Raw genomic sequence first — 23,109 nt, 5'->3', positions numbered from 1 at the left:
GTCGCTACTTCTTCTTCTGAATGCTGTTGTTGACGCCGGAGGAGGAAATGGACGGTTCCGGCGCGCCGCTGGCGAGCGACCATTCCACCTTCTGATCGGCGCCGATGACTTTCAGTTCGGCGGGTGTGGCGAGAACCAGGTTCAGTTTCTGCTCGGCGCCGGAAACATCGACCCTGCCCTTGCCTTCCGTCGGCTGGATCGTCACCGCAACCGTGTTCTTGGCGATTTGCACGTTGAGGCTCGAAACCGTACCGCCAGTCACCGCATTGTCGGCGCCCGACACCGACAGATCGGTGCCGCGCTCCAGTGACACCTTGTGATCGGACCCATGCACGGTGATCCGCCCGCACTCCCCCGTGAGCGTGATCTTGTTCTCCGCGCCATACACGCCGACATCCTGGCCGTTGCAGGGAATGTCGCGACGAATGCCGACCCCTTCGATCTTCAACTCCTCGGCGTAGCCGACATGAGCGAAAGCGCAAACCGCGGCCATGGCGAGGAGCGGAGATTTCATGAAAAAAGCCTTTGTATACGGGATTTTATCAGTGTCGATCGTGGACGGATGCGAGCGCATCCATGGGCAAGGCGATTGCGTCCCCGCTTTGCACACACCACGCGTTTTTTAACGGCCCAAACTGCAGGAGGTTCCGTCACTTTGCGGTTATCTTACAGTGGCTGCGCCGATGGAACCCTGTGATACCCTTCGGCGTCTAAGCAGCAAACGCTTGGGGGAACTTCGTGACGACGAACGGCAATGGCGAACGAACGGAAGCCGAAACAATTGCACTGCCCTCCGACCCTGTGGTCGTTCTTCTGACCATACTCGTCTTGTTGGCCCTGCTCTGCATCGCCTATTTCGCCGCCGAAATCGTGCTGCCGATCGTTCTGGCTTTCGTGCTCAAATTGCTGTTCCAACCGGGCATGCGCTTTCTTGAACAGTTCAGCGTCCCGCGCAGTCTCGCGGCCCTCTTGCTCATCCTGCTCGTGTTCGGCGCCATCGTCGGGCTCGGTGCGGCCATCTCAGGCCCTGCGGCCGGCTGGACTGCCAAACTGCCGGAAGGTGTGCCACGGCTGCAGGAACGCATGAAATTCCTCAACGAGCCGATCAATACGCTGCAAACCTTCCTTAGCCAGATCGATCATTTCGTCGACGGCGCCAGCTCCGGGTCGCAGCAGAGCACGGGCCTTGCCGCCGGTATCGCGACGCGGCTCTTCACTGGCGGTACGCATTTCGCCTCCAGCTTCTTCCAGACCATTCTGATCCTTTTCTTTCTGCTGGTATCCGGCAACACCTTCCTCAAGCGCACCGTGGAAATCTTGCCGACGTTCAAGGACAAGCGGCAGGTCGTCGAACTATCGCTTGATGTCGAGAAGAACATCTCCGCTTATCTGCTCACCATCACGCTGATGAACCTCGCCGTCGGCATCGCGACCGGTATCGCCATGTGGCTGACGGGGTTGGGCGATGCGGTTCTGTGGGGCACCGTCGCCTTTCTTCTCAATTATGTGCCAATCATGGGACCGCTGTTCGGTGTCGTGATTTTCCTGCTCGCCGGCCTGCTCGTCATCGACCAGCTCTGGCTCGCCCTGCTCCCCGCCATCCTCTATTTCGTCATTCACATCATCGAAGGCGAGATCGTCACGCCGATGCTGCTGGCCAAACGTTTCACGCTCAATCCCGTGCTGGTGATCATCTCGCTGATCTTCTGGTTCTGGATGTGGGGCGTGCCGGGCGCCATTCTCGCGGTGCCCATGCTTGCCATCGTCAAGATCGTCGCCGACGGCATCAGGCCGCTCGCCGCCATCGGCCATTTCCTGAGCGGCGATGAATAAACGGGCGTGCTGCCCTACCAGCGCAACACCCTGGGGCCGAGCCAAGCACCCGCCAGGGTTGCCAGAACAATCGCTCCGCCATACCAGATGAACACGAAGGCAACCGCGCTTTCATCGCAGGCGACCGAATAGACAAGCGCCGAGAGCGCGCCCGATGCCAATCCGCAGGCAGCCCCCGCCAACCGCAGCCGTGTCGGTGCCATCGACCGCATGGCACATATGCTGCCGATCAGCACAGGGACGGCGAGCGCCAGGATCAACCAGGGACATGTCGCCCAGGTCTTGCCCATCATGAGCGTCTTCCAGACGGCCGGAGGGGCGCCCGCGAGTTCGAGGACGGCCAGCAGCGCCATGACGCAAGCCGCTCCGATGGCGATCCACGCCGGGCCGCCGGCTGTGCCATCCGGGCGAGCCAATCCGATCATGGCGAAGATACCGGCACCGGCCAGCGCCACGACGAAACTTTCCTTCAGCCAAAGCGCCCCCGTCGACAGAGCAGCCGGCATGTCCGGTCGAACGCCCCAAAGCCAAAGTACGGCGAGAGCGGAAACACAGGCGCCGGCCATGAGGCCGAGACAAATGAACCGGGAAACGGCGCTCCGCGCGGTTGGCTTGAGCTCCGAGGCCAGCCGCTCGATCAAACTGTCCGTTGGGTTTGGCGACATCGGATCAATCATGCGTCTGACCTCTGCCGAAACGCTGGCTTAATTTCTTCAAGGCGCGATGGACCGTCACCTTCACGGCCGACTGGCTGAGACCGGAGGAAGATGCGACCTCGGCGATCGATCGCCCTTCGACCTTGACCGCCTTGATGAGGCTCTTCTGCAACGGCGACACCTCTTCCAGAACCGTATCCAAATCCTGATGCGCCAGCTCGCTCTCGGTTACCGGGGACGCGAGCTGGGCTTCGGGCGCATCGTCCAACGTCACGGTCTCTCGAAGCTTGTTCGAGCGCAGGTAGTCGATCAATTTGTATCGGGCGATCGCATGGAGCCATGCGGTGAAGGGGCGCCCGCTGTCATAGGTCGCACGACGGCTGTGAACGGCGATCAATGTCTCCTGAACGAGATCGTCGATCGCGGCGCGCTCGCGCAGCCGGCGTCCGTAATAGCCGCGCAATTGCCGGGCAACGTCGTCCAACAGCGATCGATACGCCCGTTCATCTCCTGCCAGACTCTGAACCATCAGTGTCTTCAGTCGCTCCTCGACTTGCTGCACTTCGATGAATTCCTATTCGTCCGACGGAGCGGAAAGTTACAGATCCGGCATCGGATTGTCACGATCAGCACAATGACTCTAGCACGCGCACGCCAGATCACGAACTCGTGAAACGTAACGGCGTAACCTTTTGCGGCGCTCTCCGAATGAACGAAGGCGTACCTGGACGGTACGACGTAAAGCTCATGTGGAGAACGTCATGTCTGCAAAAAGCGCAGTGAATTCATTGATTCTCGCCAGCGCCCTTACGACGGCGCTTGCGACAATCGCTGCCGCCGCCCCGTTGTCGAAGGCCGAAGGTGAAGCAGCGATGGCCGCAAAGAAAGAGAAATGCTTCGGCGTCGCTCTGAAAGGCCAGAACGATTGCGCCGCTGGCCCGGGCACCACATGCCAGGGCACATCGACGGTCGACTTCCAAGGCAATGCCTGGAAGTTCGTCAGAGGCGGAACCTGCACGACCATCCAGCTTCCCAATGGCGGTCATGGCTCGCTGAAGCCCGTCTGATCCGCCTATCGCATCATCTTCGAGAGCGGGGAAAACCCATGGAAGCCATTCCGACTTTGGCTACGGCAACCACTGCGCATTTTTCCCGCTTTCCGGACGTGACAGCAGGGCTTGTCGGCACGAGCCTCAAGCATGAACACCTGCCCGACATCATGCAGGAACGGGATTCATCTCTGTTCTTCGAAGTCCATGCCGAAAACTACATGGGCCAAGGCGGCCCACCCCACGACGTGCTGACAACCATCCGGCGCGATCATTCGATCTCCCTCCATGGCGTCTGCATGTCGATCGGCGGTCCGCAACCGCTCGACAAGGCGCATATCGCGCGATTCAAACATCTGATCGATCGATACCAGCCTGCTCTCGTTTCCGAACATCTGGCCTGGTCGACGCATTCCACGCCCCATGCCACGACCTATTTCAACGATCTCCTGCCCCTGCCCTATACCAAGGGCACCCTGGCCCACGTGTGCGACCATATCGACGAACTGCAAGATGCCATCGGGCGTCGCATTCTCATCGAGAACCCGGCGACTTATGTCACGTTCACAGAATCGACGATGAGCGAGACCGATTTCATCCGCAGCTTTTCGGAGCGCACGGGTTGCGGGCTTTTGCTGGACATCAACAATGTCTTCGTATCGTCGACCAATCACGGCTTTTCCGCACTCGCCTATCTGGCGGACTTTCCTCTTGCGTGCGTCGGCCAGATTCATCTGGCTGGCCATAACAAAGAGATCGACGAAGACGGTGCGCCGGTCTTGATCGACAGCCATGACGAGCCGGTCGATGCCGCGGTCTGGGCGCTTTATGAAACGGTCATTGGACGCTACGGGCCGCTGCCAACGCTCATCGAATGGGACAGCAAACTTCCTGCCTGGCCGATCCTCAAGGCGGAGGCCGAGACCGCGCGGGACGTGCTCCATGCCGCACTCCCACGTTCAACAATGGAGCCGATACATGCTCTCTGAAGATTCATTTCGCGATCCGGCCTCATATGCGGCCAGGTTCTCAGCGCCGCTGCTCGATCCGGCCCAGAGAGCGCCCGCGATCCTCAATGGCTCGCGCGAGGCGCAGCTTGCCCGCCGCTACAATATCTATCGCAACAATGTCACCGTCAGTTTGGTCGACGCGCTCGCCGCCATCTATCCGGCCGTGCAACGGATCACAGGCGTGGATTTTTTCAGAGCGATGGCGCGATCTCACGTCAGGGCCTGCCCGCCGAGATCGCCGCTGCTCTTTGAATATGGACGCGACTTTCCAACCTTCATCGAACAGTACGAATATGCCAAGGCATTGCCCTATCTTACCGACGTCGCGCGGCTCGAACGCGCCTGGCTCGACGCCTATCACGCGGCCGATGTCGAGCCTCTTCAACCGAGCGCTTTCGCATCGCTGCCGCCGGATAAGCTCGCCGATGTCGTCCTGACACCCCATCCGGCAACACGGATCATCCGCTCGGATTATTCCTCGGTGTCGCTTTTCGCTGCCTATCGTACCGAACGCGATCCCCCTGCATCGCTGCATATTGCAGATCGTGAAGACGCCCTCATCACACGGCCGGGGCTTGATGTCACCGTCCAATATCTGCCGCCGGGGCAATCGACGTTCCTGGAGGCCCTCATTTCAGGGCATTCGTTGGGGCAAGCCGCCGCCATGGCACTTGAGGACTCAAACGCTTTCGATATCGCCACAGGCATCGCGGGCCTGATCGAAGCCGGTGCTTTCTGTGCCATTCGTCTGGGAGAGACCCAATGACTGTTTCGTTTCGAAAGAAGATTGCGGATGGCGTGACCTTCTGGAACCAGGTGTTACAGACGCTCGCCGTTCCGGCCCTCACCCTCTTCGTCTTGCGCGTGGCGCTGGCCGTTCCGTTCTGGCGATCGGGCATTCTGAAATGGGATGGATTTCTTCAGATCAACGACACCGCAGTCACGCTCTTCTCCGACGAATTCATGCTGCATCTGCCGGGCGGTCCCTATCCGTTTCCCGCGCCGGCGATCATGGCCTTTCTTTCGGGATGCGCAGAAGTCGCCTTGCCCGTTTTTCTTATTCTCGGCCTCGCCAGCAGAACGGCCGCGCTGGGGCTGTTGGTCATGACGCTGATCGTGCAACTCACCGTCCCGGATGGCTGGCCCATTCACATCTCCTGGGCTGCCATGGCGCTGGCGATCATCACCTGGGGCGCGGGACGCGCCTCACTCGACCATGTCTTATGGCATTTTTTTCATCGATCGACAGCGCAGGACGAACATCCCGCCAAATCTCCATCGCGCTCTGCGGCCTGATCGATCAGCGAGACTATCGCGCTCCCAACGCACCGGACGTCCAGCCATCGATCGCGCCCCGACGTCGAACGACCATCTTGTCATAGGTCTCCAAGACAGCATCGGCGAGTTTGCCTGATGGCGTTTGAGTGCAAGCCTCTCGGACGCTGTTCCAGATGCCGTTTGCATCAATGTCGGCGTCGATCCTGGCGTCGACGCGGCTTGCGAGATTGAGCGCGGACCAAAAGCCGAGGATCCACGCATCGCCTTCCGACTTATACGCATCGGACGATTGCCAGTTGGCACAGCTATCGGTGCCGATGCCGAAGGCAGTCCAGGACACGATTTCGTTTTCGCCCGCATCGGCGCTTGGCACGCTCAGAAGAAGGGCGGCAGCAAAGGGAATAAAGCGTTTCATATATAAATAGGCCCTAAAATATACCGGAACTCTACTGCACATTGCGGCGATGTAAATGGCCCTTCTATTGCTGCAAAAACTTTCTCTCGCGCCAAAATCCACATGGCTTGCAAGGGTAATAGACGAACCCATTGCGTTAAAAACTCACCGGTATCGATCTATGCCTTGATCTGGGCCGTTGAAATGGAAACGCCGAGATCGCCTTCCAGCGACCTCGGCGAAAAAGGTTCAAACACGCGGTCGAGCTAGACGGGCTCGTAATTCGCCAGTTTCAGCAACTCGGCATTGCGCGTCACATAACCGCGCGCGAAGGCGTCGAATTCGGACGGTCCTTCGACGATAGCCTCAAGGCCGATCTGCGCGAGACGCTTTTCCGCTTCGAGCTGGCGCACGGCTTCATTGATGGTCTCGTTGAGTTGCGAGACCAAACTGGCCGGCAAGGCTTTCGGCCCCCAGACGCCATACCAAGTGGTGTGATCGAAGGCGGGCAGCCCCTGCTCGCTTACGGTGGGAAACTCCGGCGCCAGGGCCGTCCGCTTGGCCGTCGTCACCGCCAGTCCTTTGACCTGCCCCTCCTGCGCCATGGGCAAGAGCGCCAGGACCGGATCGATCATCAATTGAATATGGCCGGCGGCGACATCGTTCAGGCCCGGCGCCGTTCCACGATATGGTACGATCGTTAGATTGAGGCCGGCGACGCGGTTGAAGTCGATGGTCGCCAGATGGCCGGCGGCGCCGAGCGCGGAGACGGCGAACATCCATTTGTCGGGTGCCGAGCGCGCCGCCGCGACCATCTCCGGCAGCGAATTGGGCGCCCGCGACGGCGACATGACCATCATCATCGGCGCCTGGCCGACGCGCGCGATCGGCGTGAAATCGGTCAGCGGATCATAGGGCGCATTCTTCATCACCTGGCGCGCCATCACATGGGTCGAAGCCGAGAACAGCAGCGTATAACCATCCGTCTCGGCATTGCGCACCGCGCCGCCACCAATGGCGCCATTGGCGCCCGGCCGGTTCTCGACGACAAGATTGTAACCGTGGGCCTGGCGCATCTTCTCCGCCAGCAGCCGCGCGAACACGTCGACACCGCCGCCGGCGGCGAAGGGGACGATCAGGCGGATTGGGCGGTCCGGATATTTGGTCTGAGCCCGCAGCGGCATGGCGCTCAGCGAAGCGCCGAGCAACGAAAGCGACGAGACCAGAATTTGGCGACGCTGGAACATGGGTCCTCCCTCCCTCAGCTCGCAACGCGAGCAGCATGATCAAGGCAAAATGGCCGGCGCGCCACCTCCGTCGCGCCGGCCATCGGGTCAGGCGGCAGCGGCCACTTTGGCGAGCAGGCCGGCCTGAGCGAGCGCGTCGTGGATTTCCTTTTCGGCGCCGGCCGCCAGCGGCACGAGCGGCGAGCGCACGGTGGCATGATCGAGCTTGCCGCGGGCGACGAGGCCGAGCTTGAGCGCGCAGGTGCCTTCCATATGCGAACCGCGATGGTAGACGGCCTTCGTCACCGGCAGCAGGCGATCATGAATGGCGCGGGCGGCGTTGTAGTCGCGCGCCTTGCCGGCGGCGAGGAAATCGACCAGCGGCTCCGGCGCGAGACTGCCGTAGCCGACCAGCATGCCGTCGACATCGAACATGGTCGGCAGCAGCCATTCGTCGTGACAGGTGAGGATTTGCAGATCCGGGAATTCCTTGCGCAGCACCGGAATTTCCGTGTCCCAGCGCTTCATGTCGCGCACGCCGTTCTTGGTGGCGACGACACCCGGCTGCGCGGCGATCTCGAGCTGCGTCTGCAGATCGTAGGAGGCCTTGGTGGCATTGGGATATTGGAAGAGGATGCATTGCAGGCCCGAGGCTTCGTGGATGGCCTTATAGCGATCCTGCGGTGCGCCTTTCTGAAAGCCGAAGCGCAGCCAGCCGTGGTTCGGATAGACGAGCGCGCCGATGGCGCCGGCATCCGCCGCCCGCTTGGCTTCGAGCGCCGCAACCTTGGTGCCTTCGCCGGTGATGCCGGCAATGATCGGCACTTGCTTGCCGACCGCGTCGACATAGGTGCGGATCAGCTCCACCTGCTCTTCCGAGGTCAGAAACGTGCCCTCGCCGGCATGGCCGAGAATGACGAGGCTTTTGACGCCCTTCACCGACACCAGCCAGCGCGCGATGTCCGCATTGGCCTTGTGATCGACTTCGCCGTCGCGGGTGAAAGCCGTGACCGGAGCGGGGTTTAGGCCTCGAAGGTCCATAATAGACATAGTCATCTCCCTGATGATAATATCGTTACCGAGAACGTTCCCAATACGGACCGCGCGATGCCCTCATTGGGATCAGGATCGATGGCGGGAACGTTCCCAGATATAGACGCGACCGGTTTTCGAGTCAATCACCGATTGGGCGGTCCATCGGGCTCGATTCGACCGGCTGCCTGCGAGAGGATGCCAAGTGCCTGTGGACCCAGAAATTCTAGAGCGACAATCGCGGGTGACCTTGCATGACGTCGCGGCGGCGGCCGGCGTCTCCAAGTCGACCGTCTCGCGCATCCTCGACGAACGCCTGCCCCGCTCCGACAGCGAGACCGCCAAGCGTGTGCGCCAGGTCGCGGCCGATCTCGGCTATGTCCGCGACGGCGCCGCCGCCAGTCTGCGGCGCGGCAATACGATGACCATTGGCGTGGTGGTGCCCCGCCTCACCGACACGGTCATGGCGATGCATTACGAAGCGCTGGCACGCGCGTGCAGCCGCACCGGCCGCTTCGCCATCGTGGCGATCACGGAAGATGAGCCGAAGGCCGATCGCACGGCGGCGCAAACCCTGCTGCAACGGGGCGTCGACGGCCTGATCCTCTCGACCGCGCGCACCGACGATGATTTTCCGCAGGAGCTGACGGCACGCGGCGTACCCTTCGTCCTCATCCTGCGCACCGACGGCCGCAGTCTCTCCTCCGTCGTCGACGACCGGCTCGGCGGCTATCTGGCGACGCGGCATCTGCTCGATCTCGGCCATCGCCGCATCGGCCTGATCGCGGGGCCTGACTATGCCTCGAGCAGCCAGGGCCGCCTCAAAGGTTATCAGCAGGCATTGGCCGAAGCTGGCGTCTCGGTCGATCCGTCGCTGATCGTCGACGCGACCTTCGGCATCGACTCCGGCGCCGAAGCGGCCGAGACATTGATGCGCCTGCCCGTCCCGCCGACCGCCATTTTCGCCGTCAACGACAATACGGCCATCGGCGCGCTCTCGACCCTGCAACGGCTCGGCTTGTCGGTGCCAGGCGACGTTTCGCTCGTCGGCTATAACGACATTCCCATCGTCAGCCGCCTGCCGACACCGCTGACCTCGGTGCGCGTGCCTTTCGATCAGATCGCCAATGCCGCCTTGGATCTATTGACGCACGGACCGACCGGCGAACATGATCGGATCAGGATCGCGACACCGACGTTAATCCCTCGGCGATCGACGGCTCATCCGCCGCGTTGAAACGCAGGCCGGACGATCCGTTGATTATTGATCGCCGCAAACCATTTCAGCATCCAATTAAAACTCTATTGGTGATCGGCGCGGACTGATTAAACATGCATTAACCGCGCGAGAAAGTGGTCGCAACGCGCTTAACGTCCGACCCAAAGACAAAATCTTTCTGCCGGTCGAACACCATAGCATTTGAACTCTGCTTGGGATTCCATGGCACCCCTTTCTGTTGTCTTTTTCACCGCGCTTTCATCCCCGGAATTCTTGCGGCAGTGAAGGAACGCGATCGACAGTCCCCTCTTATGTCTGGGCTATCGATCATCAACCGTTTTCGATTGCCACATAAAATACGAAACCGGAGGGTCTAATGGAAAACTCCAAGCACGCTCATGCGGTGTCGCGGATGCGCAATGCTGAAGAGGCGCTCGAACTCTTGGAAGAAGTTTCCAGAAAAATCGAAGGAAGGACGTCTGCCACCATCACCCTCGATAAAGTTCTCGTACTGCGCATCCGACTTTGCGCCCCTTTTCGCAAACGGCTCATGAAATCTGACGATGTAGAAGAACGAAGATCTAAAGACGTGCGACGGAAAACGCGTTACTTCTTTTCGTTGATGTCGAACTAACGGACAGCTTTTCGTGCTTTTACTGGCGCATGGAATGTCGCTGCAATTCAGTTCACCAAGACAGCGTTGCCGCAGCTCACGCCCGTGACCCAGGCATCGGCTTCGCCGATGTTGATTCCAAGGGCGGTCAGCACGCTGTTGAGAATGGTATCGATCGAGCCGGTCGCGCTCGTCAGCGTGCTGGTCACCAGACTCTGCGTGCCACCGAGACCTCCGAGTCCAAGCAGATCAAGATTGAGCAATCCGCCAAGGGCGGTGGCCTGCATGTTCAGATTGGTGATCAAGCTCGTGATCAGCGACGTGGTGAAATCCGTGGTCGACGTCGATTTGACGGTGCCCGATGAAATGTCGGCATAGCTGAACGTCAGCGGCGTTTCCGTCATATTGCTGATGCTGGCGTGGGCACTGCCGGTGACCGTGACGACGCCGATCGCATTGACCAATGTAGCCGTGCCCGGCGACGGGGGGCTGGTGAAATTGGTCATGTCGGACATGCTGATATTGCCGATCCACGCGTCGATGATGCCCGGCTTGACGCCGAGCGTGACGCTCGACGAACTGAGGTTCGATGGCGAACAGCTCAGCGCCGTGAGGCGTGCATAGGCGCTGGCAATCGAAATATAGATGGGAACGTTGATCAGAGACGCTTTGCCGGAGCCGATCAGGCTCACCGTCAGCAGCAGCCTGGTCTGCGCGGTGTAGGCGGTGGAACCGATCGAGCCGACGGCGATCGCGCTCGTGCTGACCGGACGCGCGCCGATGGCGAGCGCGAGATTGACCGAAGAAATGCCCGGCAGGCCCAAGCTCAACGAAGCACTGAGCTGATTGGTGCCGCCGGAAACCTGCGCGATGGAAGAGACGAGATTGAGCGCCGAAATCGTCGCGGTCAGCGGATCGCCTTCGCCCGGCACCCGCACGCCATAAACACCAAGGGACAAGAGCGAAGACAGATTGATCAGATCGTTCGAGCCTTGCTTGGCATTGGCGATTTGCGAGAGCGCGGCGATCGCCGCGGCACTGTTGGCGGAATTGGCGCTCGCCGCGCTCACCACCGCCTGCAAGGCGTCGGCGGTATGGACGCTGGTGGACAGGATCTGCGAATAACTGAGCCCTGTCAGATTGAGACGCGTCGCCAACTTATCCATGAAGCTGAAGAGATCGATCTTGGCGCTGACGAGGGATTGGTAGTCCATCAGCGACAATGAAATGCTCGTGCCCAGCAGCCCGCCCAGAACCGAGTTGAGGACCCCGCCATTCAGGCTGAAGAGCCGCGACCCGACGGTGAAGGCTGCCTGCGCATTGGTCGCGGCAATGGCCGAAGACTGCACATTGACCGTCGCAGGACCCGCGCCGCCGCCGCCGAACAGGCTTAGGATACGGCCGAAATAAATCGACTGCTGGCTCTGTACCGTGACGCGCGCCGCATTGACCCCCGACGACGTGTTTGGAACAAAGCGGGCGCTCGGCGTCAACGCCGGATCAGGCGTGTAGGTCCCGGTTTCAACCACGATCCCGGCGCCGGTTGGCGTTTGATTGCGCGCGAGCGTCGCCAAGGCAGCCGCCGACGCATGGCTCAAATCGCTGGCGGCGGCCAGCGCAGCCAAATCGTTCGCCGTCTGCTGGCGGCGCTTCTGAAAGAACAGCGAACCGAGATCGACGCTAAGCGCGACGAAACCCATCAGCGCGGCCAAAGCAATCGCCGTCAGGATCATCGTCGATCCACGGCAATCATGGACGAACTCGACAGACGCATGTTTTCGCGGCGGGACGAAACCCACCTTCAGACGGGCGATGGAAATCGCGCTGACAACATACCGGGCTATTGCCATGGCAAGCGCTCCCAGCCGACGATCCGCGGCGCGCAAGCAGGATACCGTGGTATTTAATCGCTCTTTGGTTGAACAAACGTTACCGAAATTTGGAGCTATTTGCTGCCAAATCAATCAATTATTCGATACACGACAGATCCGGGGATGGCTTCGGCCGCCGCCTTCAGCCCGGCCCGAGCGGCGGCGTGCGATCGAAGATCAGCGGATGATAAGCGCTGCGGCGCCAGCGATGGCGCGACACGCTCTCGCCGCTTCGCCCGTCGCGCACCACCAGGACCGGCGGTACGCCAGCCTCATTGGGCCGGCCTTCGGCGGTGATGCGCCATGTGCGCTGCCAGCGCAGTTTTCCTTCCGAATGCCCCGCCATCGTCAGGCTCGCGAAGATCGGCACGAGCGTTTTATCCTGACGCAGGAAGAAATGGACAGCCTCGGTCGTCGTGCTGCGCGAGGTCGACAGATAGCTGTTGCTCAGTTTGATCGCGACGACAGGCGCCGCGCCCAGAGGCGTCTGCCGCATGATTTGCGCGTTGGCGGTCCAGAACGGATCGATCTTGACGGCCGGTATCTGGCCCGGGCCGGCGACGATCTCTGCGCGCCCGTCCGGCCCGTCCCGCAGCAGCAAGGCCATGACGGAATCGTCGTCCTGATTGAGAATGGCACAAGCGACGAGCCGCTCCGCGCTATTTCCCCAATCGCCCAGAACGACGCGTTCCGGACTGCGACCGAGGTCCGGCGCCAGATCAGGCCGGTTGAGCGCGGTGATGGCCGCCTTGCTGTCGAGGGCCAGCGCCGGGCGCAGCAGAACCGGCAAAAGCAAGCCACCGAGCACTGTTCTGCGCGCCAGCATCGCCCCTCCTCCGATCCGACCGTTGATCCTATGTCATTCAGCCGGCGGTCTTTTGTTTGTCACGCACGAGCTTGGCCCAAGGATTGAGATCGGCCTCGGCGATCTTGGTCAACTTGTTGCGGTCGATATGCTGGAAAGGCGCGTCGCGGCCTTTCACTTGCAAGGTAACGTCGGAGACGTAGCTCCAGGTTCCGTCGCTGTTGAAATCCACCTCGATGCGATAGGCATCGGTGCGAAAGGCCTGTTCGAGAAATGTCGTCGAGCAGATGCCGTAATCGGTCTGGCCGCGCTCGGCTTTCAGGATCAATTTGGTGGCGTCGGGCTCCGCATGCCCGGCCGCGATGGCGATCTGACCGCGCGGGATCGCCAAGGTCTGCAAAATGAGCTTGGTCGCCGGCTCCCACAGCCAATAGCCGACCTGATCGTGGAAGGTGATCTCCTCTTCCCGCGTGTTGATATGGACGTGATAGCGCAGGCCATAGAAGAGTTGCGGTCCGTTCGTTTGCGGATCGATCGGCTGCATCACGATCCGCTCGTAATAGTTTTTGCGCTCTGGACCATCGGCCTTGGGATTGACGTCGATGCCGCGCTGCCCTTCCCAGATCCCAGCCAACCGACGCAGCGGCCCCAAATTGGCCAGCGTGTCGGAATCGATCGGATCCGGCTCGGTGAAAATATCGGCCAACATATCCATTCGGCAGCTCTCTTTTTCGCGCGTCGCGCCTCGTCCTGGCGCGTCTCATCATCGCCATTCGATGACCGGGATCAAGCTATTAGATGTGAAACCACGGGCTGATGACAGCGTTGGGGAATGAACACCGAGATCCGTCTTTCAGGTTCATTTCGACACACGACATACGAGGTCAAACATGGATGGCGTAAGGTATTTTCTGGCCTGCACGACGATCCTCGTGGGGATTCCACTAGCGCAGGCGCAAGACGCTGGGGCGCAACGCTTCGATGCCTGCATGAATGCCGCGGGTGGCGTGTCGTCGGAAATGCTGAACTGCGGAAAACAGGAAATCGACCAATGGGATACCCGGCTCAATGCCGCCTATCGCACATTGTCGGAGCACGCCCGAGCCGATGAAAAGACGAAACTGCGCAACGAGCAGCGCGCCTGGCTCAAGCATCACCTACAGGAAACCCATCGTCTGGCCGCCGATCCGAATAATGGGTCCGTGGCATTCCTTGATTCTCAAGCTTTCGAACTCGGCGACATCAAAAACCGGACGCTCGAATTGGAGCGCCGCGTGAAGATCAGTCCCTAAGTGTCTCTCTGGATTGCGTTGCCGATGCGAAGTGATGTTATCGAGCGAAAATTAACGTTTCAGCAACCATCGAGCGGCAGCCTGTTCATCGGGCCTGCCCGCCAATGTTAGGCCCGTACTGGCAGCAAACGGCCCCGCTGACAACTGATCCTGTCAGCGGGGCTTTCTTATCATAGCGTTTTGCCGTTTGGCGCAGCCAAACGGTACAAAGACGCGTCAAAACTGAGGTCTATGCAAAATCGCGTTTCTGTCGAAACGCAATTTGCTCTAAGGCGTCGGCAGACGAAGCTGCTCGTCTTCAGGCGTTTCGCGCACCATGCGCAGCTCATACCAAAGCGCATTGAGAATGCCGACGGAGGCGGCCAGTCCAAGGCCGAGAACCCAGGCGAAATACCACATGACCCCTCTCCTTTCTCAATAAGCCGACGAGCCGGCGTTCTCGACGCTCTTCTCGCTGACCTTGCCCCACAGCACGCGGTAAACCCAGGCGGTGTAGGCCAGAATGATCGGCAAGAAGATGACCGTCGCCAGCAGCATGTTGCGCAAAGTGGCGCGGCTGGACGAGGCATCGAACACCGTCAGTGAATGGTTCGGATTGCTGCTCGACGGCAACAGGACCGGGAACATCGCCAGCCCCACGGTGGCGATGATCATCGCGACACTGAGTTTCGAGGCGATGAAGGTCCACCCTGCCCGCTGGCTGCGGAAGCCGAGGGCGGCCACCAGCGGCAGGAGGACGCCGAGCGCCGGCACCAGCCAGAGGATCGGATGGGCGTTGAAATTCGCCAACCAGGCGCTGGGATCGGCGACGACCGTCTTGCCTAAGGGATTGGACGGACCATCCCAGGCGATCGGCGAGGTCACGCGATATCCGCCCAACAAGCCGCTCCACACCAGCAGACCGCCGCCGGCGAAGAGCAAGGCCGCCAGCACCGCCGCCTTCATGCCGAACGACCGCGCTCGTTCGGCCACGATCCCATCGGCCTTGAAGGCGAGCCAGGCGGCGCCGTGCATGACCAGCATGGCAACCGAGACCAGGCCGCAATAGATCGCCACCGGATTGAGGAGGCCGAACAGCGTGCCCTCATAGATCGGGCGCAGATCCGTGGTGAAATGGAACGGTACGCCGCGCAGCGTATTGCCGACGGCGACACCGAAGATCAAAGCCGGAACGGCGCTGCCGACGAACAAGGCCCAATCCCAGCGCGAGCGCCAACCGGCGTCCGGCTTCTTCGAGCGATATTTGAAACTGACCGGACGCAGGATCAGCGCCATCAGCACCAGAAACATGGCAAGATAGAAGCCCGAGAAGCTGAGCGCATAGAGCGCCGGCCAGGCGGCGAAGATGGCACCGCCGCCGAGAATGAACCAGACTTGGTTCCCCTCCCAGACGGGTCCGATCGTATTGATGGCGACGCGGCGTTCGATATCCGTTTTGGCGACGAAGGGCAGCAGCGCCCCCACCCCCATGTCGAAACCATCCATGGCCGCGAAGCCGATGAGGAGGACGCCGAGCAGCACCCACCAGATTACCCGCAAGGTCGCGTAGTCGAAAAGAAACTCGATCATCTCAGCAGTCCTTTCCGATTATTGAGCCGGCTGCGGCGCGCCGCGCCAACCGGCGGCCAGTTCATCCGGGACATCGCCAATCTCGGGCCCCTTGCGGATCGCAGCCAGCATGAGGCGCACTTCGATCACCGCCAGAATGCCGTAGAGAACGGTGAAGCCGGCAATGGTCAGGATCAGATTGAAAACGCCGAGTTCCGAAGTGGCGAGGAAGGTCGGTAATACACCTTCGATGATCCAGGGCTGGCGTCCGAACTCGGCGACGAACCAGCCCACTTCGATGGCGATCCACGGCAGCGGGATGGCAAGAACCGCCATGCGGAACAGCCAACGCGGCGCCTCCTCTTCGCGCGCCGTGTACCATAGCGAGGTAGCGAACACCCCGAGCAGCAGGAAGGCGCACAGCACCATCAGGCGGAAGGAGAAGAACAGATAAGGCACCTCTGGAACGGTCGTCCAGGCGGCATCCTTGATCTGCGCTTCGCTCGCCTGACGCGGATCGGCGACGAACCGCTTCAGCAGCAGGGCATAACCGAGATCCGCCTGCGACAGCCCCAGACTGATGCGCGCGGCAGTGTCGTTGCGATCGACCTTGAGTTTCTCCAGCGCATCATAGGCATGCAGACCGTTACGGATGCGCGTCTCGGCCTTGGCAACCAGTTGATCGATGCCCTCGATCGGCTTGTCGATCGACCGCGTTCCGATCAGGCCCATGACCCAAGGCACGTGAATGCCGAAATGCGTCTTCTTATCCTTGAGACTCGGCCAGCCGATGATGGTGAAGGACGCCGGCGGCGGTTCGGTCTCCCACATGGCCTCGATCGCGGCGAGCTTCATCTTCTGGTTGTCGGTCAGCGCATAGCCGCTTTCGTCCCCGAGCACGATGACCGAGGCCGCCGAAGCCAGGCCGAAAGCCGAGGCAATGACGAAGGAGCGTTTGGCGAGTTCGATATGGCGGCCACGCAGCAGATACCAGCCCGAGACGCCGAGCACGAATGTGGCACCGCAGACATAGCCGGCCGAGACCGTATGCACGAATTTCGCCTGCGCGACCGGATTGAAAATGACGGCGATGAAATCCGTCACTTCCATGCGCATCGTATCGGGGTTGAAAGCCGCGCCCACCGGATTCTGCATCCAGCCATTGGCGACCAGTATCCACAGCGCCGAGAAATTCGTGCCCAGCGCCATCAACCATGTGACGATCATATGCGCGCGGGCCGACAACCTGTCCCAGCCGAAGAAGAACAGACCGACGAAGGTTGCCTCCAGAAAGAAGGCCATCAGGCCCTCGATCGCCAGGGGCGCGCCGAACACGTCGCCAACATAGTGCGAATAATAAGCCCAGTTCATACCGAACTGGAATTCCATGGTGATGCCGGTGGCGACGCCGAGCGCGAAATTGATGCCGAACAGCACGCCCCAGAATTTGGTCATATCGCGCCAGATTTTGCGGCGCGTCATGACATAGACCGTCTCCATCATCGCCAGGAGGATGGAAAGCCCGAGCGTCAATGGCACGAAAAGAAAATGATAAAGAGCAGTCAGGGCAAACTGAAGCCGCGACAGGTCGACGAGAAGCGGGTCGATCATAGGAACCCCCTAGGAATGATCGCTAGCTACTCCCTGCGCCCCGAATGCGGTTTGATGTGAATCAAACAGATGAATCCAGAGGCAGGCCTACTGTAAGCTAGTATGCTTAGATCGATGTCATCCTCGCAACGCCCGTCCGCGACGGACCCGGCCGTCGTCCACACGATCCTTGAACGGACGCGCCAGTTCGGCAAGGCGCCTCTGCGGCGTGTGCTGGGCTGGCAGGTCATGCGCACGGTTTTCCGGCTCGGTTTCGCCGCCGCGACGGCCCTGCTGGTCGGCCGGCTCATCATGGGAGCCCCTGTTTCCATTTCGATTCTGGCGACCGTCCCGCTTTTTCTGGCGCTTGCCACGGCAGCCGGACTGATGGCCGAGCGCACGCAAGCCCAAGCTGAGACGGAGCTTGCCGCATGGCTGCGCGCGCAGGCCAGCGAACAACTACGAGACATGCCGGCCCGCACCGTTCAATCGCTGCCGGTCGGCGGACTGATCGTCAGCTTGCAGCGTCATCCTGACGCGATCGCCGCTCTCGTCATCGGCCAGAGTGCGGCCCGCTCGATGATGGCCGTTGGCCCGCTGATCGCGGCGGCAACAATCGCCATCGTCTCCTGGCAGGCGGCGTTAACCGTATTGGCGCTGACGCCGATCATGATCATCTTCTTCGTTTTGATCGGCGATACGATCCGCCGGCGCACCGAGACACAAGAGAAGGCTTTCAGCCATCTCGCCGGCCAATTCGCCGATCGCATCCGCGCTTTGCCGACGATCGTCGCCAATCACGCGATCCTCGATCAGGAAGCCAAACTACGCCAGCGACTCGAAGCCTATGCGCACAAGACGATGGGCGTGCTGAAAGTCGCCTTTCTGAACGCCGGCATCATCGACTTCTTCGCCTCCCTGTCGATCGCCTTTCTCGCCGTCCTGCTCGGGCTCGGCCATCTGAAGCTCGCCCAGATTCCCGGCTTCAGCCATTTCGAACTCTGGCAGAGCCTGTTCATCCTGATGGTCGCGCCGGAGTATTTCGCGCCGTTCCGGCGCTTCGCCGAGCAATATCACATCAAAGCCGAGGGGCTGGCCGCCGCGGCCGCTCTCGATCGTCTCCTCGCAACGCAGCCGCCAGCCCCAGCGGCGCTGCCAAACGTCGATCGGATTTTGGAGATACTTGTGCTGCCAGCCAAGGGTCTCGTTGCGATTTCCGGACCGAGCGGATCGGGTAAATCGACTTTGCTACGCCGCCTGATCGGCCTTGAAGCTGCACAGCCCCGGATCACCTCCCCCATCACGTCCCCCATCACTTGGGTGGCGACCGACAGTTTCATCCCGCCAGGCAAGCTCACCGATGCCCTCGCCTGGGGCACAGGCAATCCCTGCCCGACGCGTCGCGCCCATGTGGCGAAACAACTCGCTTTGCTCGACGATGCGCTGCTGCCCGGCGGCCTCGATGCACTCGTCGATGCCGGTGGCGCCAATCTCTCCGGCGGCCAGCGCGTGCGCGTGGCCGTCGCCCGTGCCCTGCTCACAGATGCCACCGTGATGGCCGACGAGCCGACAGCCAAACTCGACAGCCGGTCGGCCGCTCTCGTGCGCAAGGCGCTGCGGGAAGCCGCCGACAAAAGGCTCGTGGTGGTCGCGACCCATGATGAGGAGCTGTTGCAGAGCGCCGATCAGCGGATCGACGTCGCGACAGATGTGCCCCTCGCCGTGGGAGTGGCGATATGAAGGCCCCGCCGCGCCCGAACGTTCGCGCGCGCTGGCGCTGGACGCTCGTGCTCGCGTTTACGGCGGTTATTTGCGCCCTGCTGCTGAGCGGCCTTTCCGCCTGGTTTCTCGGCGCGGTGGCCATCGCCGGGCTCTCGCCCCTGGCCTATACGTTCAATTTTCATATGCCGGCGGCTTTGGTGCGCTTGTTCGCGGTGGGGCGAACCGCCGCCAAATATGGCGAGCGGATTGCCGGCCACAGTGTCGCGTTGCAGGAGCAATTGGCACGGCGCGTCGAACTTTTCAGTGCGATGGCTTCAGCCCCGAGCGCGGTGCAAACCGGTTGGCAGTTCGGCCGGCAGGAACGCCTCACCGATTATCTCGACGATGTCGAGGATGTCGACTACGGCCGCTTGCGTGTCGATCTGCCTGCGCTGACGGCGGCAGCGGGCGTGCTGCTGTGCCTGATCGCCAGCGTCATCCTTGCGCCTCTGGCCATCCTTCCTATCGCCGTTCTGCTGCTGATCGTTGTCGCTTTGAGCCGGCGCTTCCTGCACAACGGCGCCACGAATCTGGCCGAGGCGCGCCGACTGCGCGCCCAAGGCGCCGGCGAATTCGGTGCCTCGGCGGCGTCCGTCATGGCCCTGCAGGCGGAGAAGCAATGGGCCCCGCAGAGCCAGAACGCACTTGCACGCTTCACGCAGGCCGAAAGCAAACTGCTCGACTTGCGTCTTTCTCAATCGGTCGTCGATGCGATCATCGGCCTCTTCGGCCCCTTGGCGGCGCTCAGCGTCATCGGCGCTGCATGGCTCGCGGGCAAACAGGCCGACGCGCTGCTGGCGCCGGCCTTCCTCGCCTTCGCCTGGCTTGCGCTTGGCGAAACGATTCAAGCCGGCTCCAAAATGCTGACCGCCCAGTTGCGACGAGAGGCGGCGCGCGCGGAGATCGCGAAATGGACGGAGAAGCCAACCGATGTGCCGGTGGCCGCCGCCATCACGAACCATCACGCCAGCAAGCTTGCCGTCACCAAATTGCAGCGGCGCTCGCCGAACGGCCGTTCGATCGGCACGCCGTTGAACGCTTGCTTTCGACAAGGCCAACCGACCGTGATCGCCGGCACGAGCGGTAGCGGCAAGACCAGTCTGTTGAAACAGATCGCCGGCTGGGTCGGCCATGATGCGATGGCTTATGACGATCGCGTGCTGTCGCCGGCCGAGCGCCAATCTTTAAGTTTCTTTTGCCTGCATGACGCCGCCATCCTCGCCGACACTGTGCGCGCCAATCTGTTTGCCCCAGCCGCCACCGACGAAGACCTTTGGCAAGCGCTTCAAGATATGGAGATCGACGGCCGCATCGAGGCTTTGGGCGGACTGGATGCCTGGATCACGCAAGAGGTGCTGTCTCTGGGGGAAGCGCAGCGTCTCAATCTCGCCCGTGCGGTCCTCTCCGACAGGCCGATCGTTTTGCTCGACGAGCCGACCGAACATCTCGACGAAGCTCAGGGCCAACGCATTCTGACGCGTCTTCTCGATCAACTCGGCGAGCGCATCGTCATTCTATCCAGCCATCGCGTTGCGGACGAAGGCCTGTTCAAGATCATTCGCCTCGACTGACCGCGTCCGCGCTCACTTCCCGGCGATCATGCTCGCATAGAAAATGCTTCCCGCCAGTGACAGGAAGGCAACGACAACGCCGATCAGATAGAATTTGTCCCAGAATGTCCAAGGCATCTGCACCTCCCATTCCAAGGAGGTCGTAGCTTATCCCATTCTTGTGGCGAAATCGGGTTTGGAGGCCCTGGATGGGAACTCTCACCCGCCGGACAAAGCCAGATGGGGCCGCCGTCCCAGCCAGCCTTGGTCAGTACCGGAAAAAAATCTAAGATCCCGTGTCGGATCGGCTAAACCTCGTTCGTCCTCGGAACAGCCGCTCAATCGACGGCCCCTCAAGTCCGTTTCGTCACATTATGAGGATCAACGACATGCCCAATACGATCCGCTTGCACCGCGTTCTGGCCACTAGCCCGGAGAAAGTCTATCGCGCCTTCATCGAGGCCGACGCCTTGGCGAAATGGTTGCCGCCGAACGGCTTTCTCTGCACCGTGCATCATTTGGAGGGGAAGGTCGGCGGGACCTTCAAAATGTCGTTCCGTAACTTTACGACGGCTCAAAGCCATTCGTTTGGCGGCGAATATGTCGAATTGGTTCCCGGCCAACGGGTGGTCTACACGGACAAATTCGACGATCCCAACCTACCGGGCGAGATGCGGGTAACGGTGAAATTGAAAAAAGTGCTCGTCGGCACCGAGGTCGAAATCGAACAGGCCGGCATTCCCGATGCCATTCCGCCGGAGGCCTGCTATCTCGGCTGGCAGGAATCCCTGCGCAACCTGGCGCGGGTCGTCGAACCTGAGATCAATCAATAGCGCTGCTGAAGCAGAAATTGCTGAGGGCACGTCGCGGACGACGTGCCCTTCTTCGTTGCTCAAGACGTTCCGTTCTCAGCGACGGGGCGGCGGCGGGGCGCCTCCCGCATTGGACGTCTGCCCCAACAAGGGCGTGATGCGCCGCACGGTGACACGCCGGTTCGCCCGTTCATCGCCTTGCGTATTCACTTTCAAGAACTGCTCGCCATAGCCCTGCGTCGTGAGGTTTTCCGGCGGCACCTTGAAACTTTCGCTGAGCGCCAGCGCCACCGACTCGGCGCGACGATCGGACAGGGAAAGATTGTCGATATCCGCACCGACGGCATCGGTATGTCCCTCGATCAGGAAGACCTCATTCGGATTGCGCTGCACGGCCCGATTGATCGCATTGGCAATGACGGAAAGCCTGTCGACCTGGCCGGGCGCCACTTCCCAGGACCCGCTTTCAAATGTCACCGTGTCGATATCGACCCTCGGCATTCTGTCGCGCAGGGGCGCGCTATAGCGGATTTCATCCAGCGAATAAGGCCTGTCGATGCGCTCGACCGGCGGCGCCACCAGTGTGTCGTAGATCAGGCCCTGGTCGGCGCGATCCATCTCGACGATGTAGCGCTCGCGAGGGATCGAGACATGCGGCGGTGGCATATCGATGAAGAAGCCACCTGCTGCCCCTATCCCCCGCGCGCCAGGCCTGGCGTTGTCGATAATGACGATATCACGACCGCCGCGCGGATCACGCCGCAGACGCCGGATCAGACGGCCATCGTCATCGGTGATCGTGACGATCTGCGTGCCATCTGGCCGCACGGCGATGGTCGATAGCTCGCCGCCACGTCGTTCTGTCCGCACGTCGCGGGCATCGAAGCGGAAACGATCGGCCTCGTTACGCCGAATGATCGTCCGATCGCCCTCCCGAATGATGGTGCGGCCAGGCTCTTGAATAATGGTTCGATTGCCTTGGGTCGTCTCGCGGCGCTGGCCACGGAAATCCTGCAGCGACTGCCCCCTCCCCGATACGGAATCGACCGAGGGCGCCGGGCGCGGCGACTGCGTAGTCTCGGCCGCCGGCGGAACCGCAGGATTTCCCGGACGCAGTGTGTCGGCCCCCTGAGGACTGGGCGGATTGGCTGGCGGTCTGGCACGATCGGCAGCCGGCGGAGGAGCCTGAGGGGCTGCTGGATTGGTTGCGCCAGGCGCCGATGGCGCGGGCGCTTGCGGCTCTGCTCCACGAGGTCCGCGGCCGCGCCTGTCATTGCTGTCGCCAGGACGCTCCCCGCCCTCTCGACGCGGTGGCGTAGCCGGCGCGCTGCCTTGCGGCGGCGTGGTTTGTGGTGGCGCAGTTTGGGGTGGCGCGGCCTGAGGTGGTACCGCTTGCGGCCGCGTTCCTGGAGCGGGAGGCGGAACCGGCTTGGTCTGAGTTCCAGGTGTCGCAGGTTCCGGCGGCGTTGCTTGAGGCGAACGCCGGTTTCCTTCGGCGGGAGCCGTTGGCGCTTCCGGCGGTTTGGCGGTCGGAGGATGTTCGGCGTTGGGCGTACGTGGCCTATTCGAT

The 23,109-nt window shown here is 61.4% G+C and carries 24 protein-coding genes; 11 read left to right on the top strand and 13 right to left on the bottom strand.

All coding sequences use genetic code 11. The features are described 5' to 3' along the window. Positions 1-4: 4 nt before the first annotated feature. Positions 5-514: a DUF3060 domain-containing protein gene (locus OIM99_RS14230; protein ID WP_311851081.1), complete on the bottom strand. Its 510-nt coding sequence runs from the start codon at positions 512-514 to the stop codon at positions 5-7. Positions 515-738: 224 nt separating this feature from the next. Between OIM99_RS14230 and OIM99_RS14225 the strand changes: the two genes are divergently transcribed. Next, positions 739-1,833 carry an AI-2E family transporter gene (locus OIM99_RS14225; protein ID WP_311851080.1) on the top strand — a complete coding sequence of 365 codons (1,095 nt, stop codon included), beginning with the start codon at positions 739-741 and terminating at the stop codon, positions 1,831-1,833. Positions 1,834-1,847: 14 nt separating this feature from the next. Here OIM99_RS14225 and OIM99_RS14220 read toward each other — a convergent pair whose 3' ends face one another. Both OIM99_RS14220 and OIM99_RS14215 read right to left on the bottom strand, forming a co-directional pair. Beyond that, the gene (locus tag OIM99_RS14220; RefSeq protein WP_311851079.1) at positions 1,848-2,510 is read right to left on the bottom strand and encodes a DUF1109 domain-containing protein; all 663 of its coding nucleotides are present in this window, start codon (positions 2,508-2,510) and stop codon (positions 1,848-1,850) included. After that, positions 2,503-3,018 (bottom strand): sigma-70 family RNA polymerase sigma factor, encoded by a 516-nt coding sequence (locus tag OIM99_RS14215; RefSeq protein WP_311851078.1) that lies wholly within the window; start codon positions 3,016-3,018, stop codon positions 2,503-2,505. The genes OIM99_RS14220 and OIM99_RS14215 overlap by 8 nt, the downstream gene beginning before the upstream one ends. A gap of 232 nt (positions 3,019-3,250) precedes the next feature. Between OIM99_RS14215 and OIM99_RS14210 the strand changes: the two genes are divergently transcribed. The 4 genes from OIM99_RS14210 to OIM99_RS14195 are packed head-to-tail and all read left to right on the top strand — an operon-like array spanning position 3,251 to position 5,844. After that, positions 3,251-3,556: a DUF2282 domain-containing protein gene (locus OIM99_RS14210; RefSeq protein ID WP_311851077.1), complete on the top strand. Its 306-nt coding sequence runs from the start codon at positions 3,251-3,253 to the stop codon at positions 3,554-3,556. A gap of 38 nt (positions 3,557-3,594) precedes the next feature. Continuing rightward, a complete protein-coding gene (locus OIM99_RS14205) occupies positions 3,595-4,527 on the top strand; it encodes a DUF692 domain-containing protein (RefSeq protein WP_311851076.1) in 933 nt (310 codons plus the stop codon). Then, positions 4,517-5,314: a DNA-binding domain-containing protein gene (locus OIM99_RS14200; protein WP_311851075.1), complete on the top strand. Its 798-nt coding sequence runs from the start codon at positions 4,517-4,519 to the stop codon at positions 5,312-5,314. The genes OIM99_RS14205 and OIM99_RS14200 overlap by 11 nt, the downstream gene beginning before the upstream one ends. Continuing rightward, positions 5,311-5,844, top strand: coding sequence for a DoxX family protein (locus tag OIM99_RS14195; RefSeq protein ID WP_311851074.1), 534 nt, complete (start codon positions 5,311-5,313; stop codon positions 5,842-5,844). Before OIM99_RS14200 ends, OIM99_RS14195 begins: the two co-directional genes overlap by 4 nt. A 13-nt stretch (positions 5,845-5,857) precedes the next feature. Here OIM99_RS14195 and OIM99_RS14190 read toward each other — a convergent pair whose 3' ends face one another. The 3 genes from OIM99_RS14190 to OIM99_RS14180 all read right to left on the bottom strand — a co-directional run bounded on the left by OIM99_RS14190 (position 5,858) and on the right by OIM99_RS14180 (position 8,496). Beyond that, complete coding sequence (locus tag OIM99_RS14190) at positions 5,858-6,241, bottom strand: hypothetical protein (RefSeq protein WP_311851073.1); 384 nt, start codon at positions 6,239-6,241, stop codon at positions 5,858-5,860. Between the two features lie 245 nt (positions 6,242-6,486). Further along, positions 6,487-7,467 (bottom strand): tripartite tricarboxylate transporter substrate-binding protein, encoded by a 981-nt coding sequence (locus tag OIM99_RS14185; RefSeq protein WP_311851072.1) that lies wholly within the window; start codon positions 7,465-7,467, stop codon positions 6,487-6,489. A gap of 87 nt (positions 7,468-7,554) precedes the next feature. After that, on the bottom strand, positions 7,555-8,496 hold the full coding sequence (locus OIM99_RS14180; RefSeq protein WP_311851071.1) for a dihydrodipicolinate synthase family protein: 942 nt from the start codon (positions 8,494-8,496) through the stop codon (positions 7,555-7,557). Between the two features lie 187 nt (positions 8,497-8,683). On the opposite strand from OIM99_RS14180, the gene OIM99_RS14175 reads away from it, so the two are divergent. Together OIM99_RS14175 and OIM99_RS14170 are read left to right on the top strand one after the other, a co-directional pair. Continuing rightward, positions 8,684-9,715, top strand: coding sequence for a LacI family DNA-binding transcriptional regulator (locus tag OIM99_RS14175; protein ID WP_409371516.1), 1,032 nt, complete (start codon positions 8,684-8,686; stop codon positions 9,713-9,715). 358 nt (positions 9,716-10,073) lie between these two features. Continuing rightward, positions 10,074-10,331, top strand: coding sequence for a hypothetical protein (locus OIM99_RS14170; protein ID WP_311851070.1), 258 nt, complete (start codon positions 10,074-10,076; stop codon positions 10,329-10,331). Between the two features lie 47 nt (positions 10,332-10,378). Here OIM99_RS14170 and OIM99_RS14165 read toward each other — a convergent pair whose 3' ends face one another. The 3 genes from OIM99_RS14165 to OIM99_RS14155 form a co-directional block, all read right to left on the bottom strand. Further along, positions 10,379-12,160: a pilus assembly protein TadG-related protein gene (locus OIM99_RS14165; RefSeq protein ID WP_311851069.1), complete on the bottom strand. Its 1,782-nt coding sequence runs from the start codon at positions 12,158-12,160 to the stop codon at positions 10,379-10,381. A gap of 163 nt (positions 12,161-12,323) precedes the next feature. Beyond that, on the bottom strand, positions 12,324-13,007 hold the full coding sequence (locus OIM99_RS14160) for a hypothetical protein (protein ID WP_311851068.1): 684 nt from the start codon (positions 13,005-13,007) through the stop codon (positions 12,324-12,326). Between the two features lie 37 nt (positions 13,008-13,044). Then, complete coding sequence (locus OIM99_RS14155) at positions 13,045-13,701, bottom strand: heme-binding beta-barrel domain-containing protein (protein WP_311851067.1); 657 nt, start codon at positions 13,699-13,701, stop codon at positions 13,045-13,047. 175 nt (positions 13,702-13,876) lie between these two features. Between OIM99_RS14155 and OIM99_RS14150 the strand changes: the two genes are divergently transcribed. Continuing rightward, positions 13,877-14,278: a lysozyme inhibitor LprI family protein gene (locus OIM99_RS14150; RefSeq protein ID WP_311851066.1), complete on the top strand. Its 402-nt coding sequence runs from the start codon at positions 13,877-13,879 to the stop codon at positions 14,276-14,278. 267 nt (positions 14,279-14,545) lie between these two features. Here OIM99_RS14150 and cydX read toward each other — a convergent pair whose 3' ends face one another. From cydX to OIM99_RS14135, 3 genes are read right to left on the bottom strand one after another with little or no spacing between them, the layout of a single operon-like run. Next, positions 14,546-14,677 carry a cytochrome bd-I oxidase subunit CydX gene (gene cydX, locus OIM99_RS14145; protein WP_311851065.1) on the bottom strand — a complete coding sequence of 44 codons (132 nt, stop codon included), beginning with the start codon at positions 14,675-14,677 and terminating at the stop codon, positions 14,546-14,548. 15 nt (positions 14,678-14,692) lie between these two features. Next, positions 14,693-15,847, bottom strand: a complete 1,155-nt coding sequence (gene cydB, locus OIM99_RS14140; protein WP_311851064.1) for a cytochrome d ubiquinol oxidase subunit II — start codon at positions 15,845-15,847, stop codon at positions 14,693-14,695. An 18-nt stretch (positions 15,848-15,865) separates the two neighbouring features. After that, the gene (locus OIM99_RS14135; protein ID WP_311851063.1) at positions 15,866-17,437 is read right to left on the bottom strand and encodes a cytochrome ubiquinol oxidase subunit I; all 1,572 of its coding nucleotides are present in this window, start codon (positions 17,435-17,437) and stop codon (positions 15,866-15,868) included. A 114-nt stretch (positions 17,438-17,551) separates the two neighbouring features. On the opposite strand from OIM99_RS14135, the gene OIM99_RS14130 reads away from it, so the two are divergent. From OIM99_RS14130 to OIM99_RS14120, 3 genes are all read left to right on the top strand, one after another. After that, positions 17,552-19,156: an ATP-binding cassette domain-containing protein gene (locus OIM99_RS14130; RefSeq protein WP_311851062.1), complete on the top strand. Its 1,605-nt coding sequence runs from the start codon at positions 17,552-17,554 to the stop codon at positions 19,154-19,156. After that, positions 19,153-20,748, top strand: a complete 1,596-nt coding sequence (locus OIM99_RS14125) for an ATP-binding cassette domain-containing protein (protein ID WP_311851061.1) — start codon at positions 19,153-19,155, stop codon at positions 20,746-20,748. Before OIM99_RS14130 ends, OIM99_RS14125 begins: the two co-directional genes overlap by 4 nt. Before the next feature lie 368 nt (positions 20,749-21,116). Then, complete coding sequence (locus OIM99_RS14120) at positions 21,117-21,560, top strand: SRPBCC family protein (RefSeq protein ID WP_311851060.1); 444 nt, start codon at positions 21,117-21,119, stop codon at positions 21,558-21,560. A 75-nt stretch (positions 21,561-21,635) separates the two neighbouring features. Here OIM99_RS14120 and OIM99_RS14115 read toward each other — a convergent pair whose 3' ends face one another. Next, positions 21,636-22,409, bottom strand: a complete 774-nt coding sequence (locus OIM99_RS14115) for an OmpA family protein (protein WP_311851059.1) — start codon at positions 22,407-22,409, stop codon at positions 21,636-21,638. Between the last annotated feature and the right edge of the window lie 700 nt (positions 22,410-23,109).

Source organism: Methylocella sp. CPCC 101449 (genome assembly GCF_031921685.1).
Classification (GTDB): Bacteria; Pseudomonadota; Alphaproteobacteria; order Rhizobiales; family Beijerinckiaceae; genus Terripilifer.
Note: the sequence above shows the minus strand (reverse complement) of the source record. Positions and strands in the feature narration are given on the sequence as shown.

What these genes read in the sequence shown, in the direction of transcription:
- OIM99_RS14230 (WP_311851081.1), bottom strand. Translation starts at nt 514, where the DNA reads ATGAAATCTCCGCTCCTCGCCATGGCCGCGGTTTGCGCTTTCGCTCAT.
- OIM99_RS14220 (WP_311851079.1), bottom strand. Translation starts at nt 2,510, where the DNA reads ATGATTGATCCGATGTCGCCAAACCCAACGGACAGTTTGATCGAGCGG.
- OIM99_RS14215 (WP_311851078.1), bottom strand. Translation starts at nt 3,018, where the DNA reads ATGGTTCAGAGTCTGGCAGGAGATGAACGGGCGTATCGATCGCTGTTG.
- OIM99_RS14210 (WP_311851077.1), top strand. Translation starts at nt 3,251, where the DNA reads ATGTCTGCAAAAAGCGCAGTGAATTCATTGATTCTCGCCAGCGCCCTT.
- OIM99_RS14205 (WP_311851076.1), top strand. Translation starts at nt 3,595, where the DNA reads ATGGAAGCCATTCCGACTTTGGCTACGGCAACCACTGCGCATTTTTCC.
- OIM99_RS14200 (WP_311851075.1), top strand. Translation starts at nt 4,517, where the DNA reads ATGCTCTCTGAAGATTCATTTCGCGATCCGGCCTCATATGCGGCCAGG.
- OIM99_RS14195 (WP_311851074.1), top strand. Translation starts at nt 5,311, where the DNA reads ATGACTGTTTCGTTTCGAAAGAAGATTGCGGATGGCGTGACCTTCTGG.
- OIM99_RS14190 (WP_311851073.1), bottom strand. Translation starts at nt 6,241, where the DNA reads ATGAAACGCTTTATTCCCTTTGCTGCCGCCCTTCTTCTGAGCGTGCCA.
- OIM99_RS14185 (WP_311851072.1), bottom strand. Translation starts at nt 7,467, where the DNA reads ATGTTCCAGCGTCGCCAAATTCTGGTCTCGTCGCTTTCGTTGCTCGGC.
- OIM99_RS14180 (WP_311851071.1), bottom strand. Translation starts at nt 8,496, where the DNA reads ATGTCTATTATGGACCTTCGAGGCCTAAACCCCGCTCCGGTCACGGCT.
- OIM99_RS14170 (WP_311851070.1), top strand. Translation starts at nt 10,074, where the DNA reads ATGGAAAACTCCAAGCACGCTCATGCGGTGTCGCGGATGCGCAATGCT.
- OIM99_RS14165 (WP_311851069.1), bottom strand. Translation starts at nt 12,160, where the DNA reads ATGGCAATAGCCCGGTATGTTGTCAGCGCGATTTCCATCGCCCGTCTG.
- OIM99_RS14160 (WP_311851068.1), bottom strand. Translation starts at nt 13,007, where the DNA reads ATGCTGGCGCGCAGAACAGTGCTCGGTGGCTTGCTTTTGCCGGTTCTG.
- OIM99_RS14155 (WP_311851067.1), bottom strand. Translation starts at nt 13,701, where the DNA reads ATGGATATGTTGGCCGATATTTTCACCGAGCCGGATCCGATCGATTCC.
- OIM99_RS14150 (WP_311851066.1), top strand. Translation starts at nt 13,877, where the DNA reads ATGGATGGCGTAAGGTATTTTCTGGCCTGCACGACGATCCTCGTGGGG.
- cydX (WP_311851065.1), bottom strand. Translation starts at nt 14,677, where the DNA reads ATGTGGTATTTCGCCTGGGTTCTCGGCCTTGGACTGGCCGCCTCCGTC.
- cydB (WP_311851064.1), bottom strand. Translation starts at nt 15,847, where the DNA reads ATGATCGAGTTTCTTTTCGACTACGCGACCTTGCGGGTAATCTGGTGG.
- OIM99_RS14135 (WP_311851063.1), bottom strand. Translation starts at nt 17,437, where the DNA reads ATGATCGACCCGCTTCTCGTCGACCTGTCGCGGCTTCAGTTTGCCCTG.
- OIM99_RS14130 (WP_311851062.1), top strand. Translation starts at nt 17,552, where the DNA reads ATGTCATCCTCGCAACGCCCGTCCGCGACGGACCCGGCCGTCGTCCAC.
- OIM99_RS14125 (WP_311851061.1), top strand. Translation starts at nt 19,153, where the DNA reads ATGAAGGCCCCGCCGCGCCCGAACGTTCGCGCGCGCTGGCGCTGGACG.
- OIM99_RS14120 (WP_311851060.1), top strand. Translation starts at nt 21,117, where the DNA reads ATGCCCAATACGATCCGCTTGCACCGCGTTCTGGCCACTAGCCCGGAG.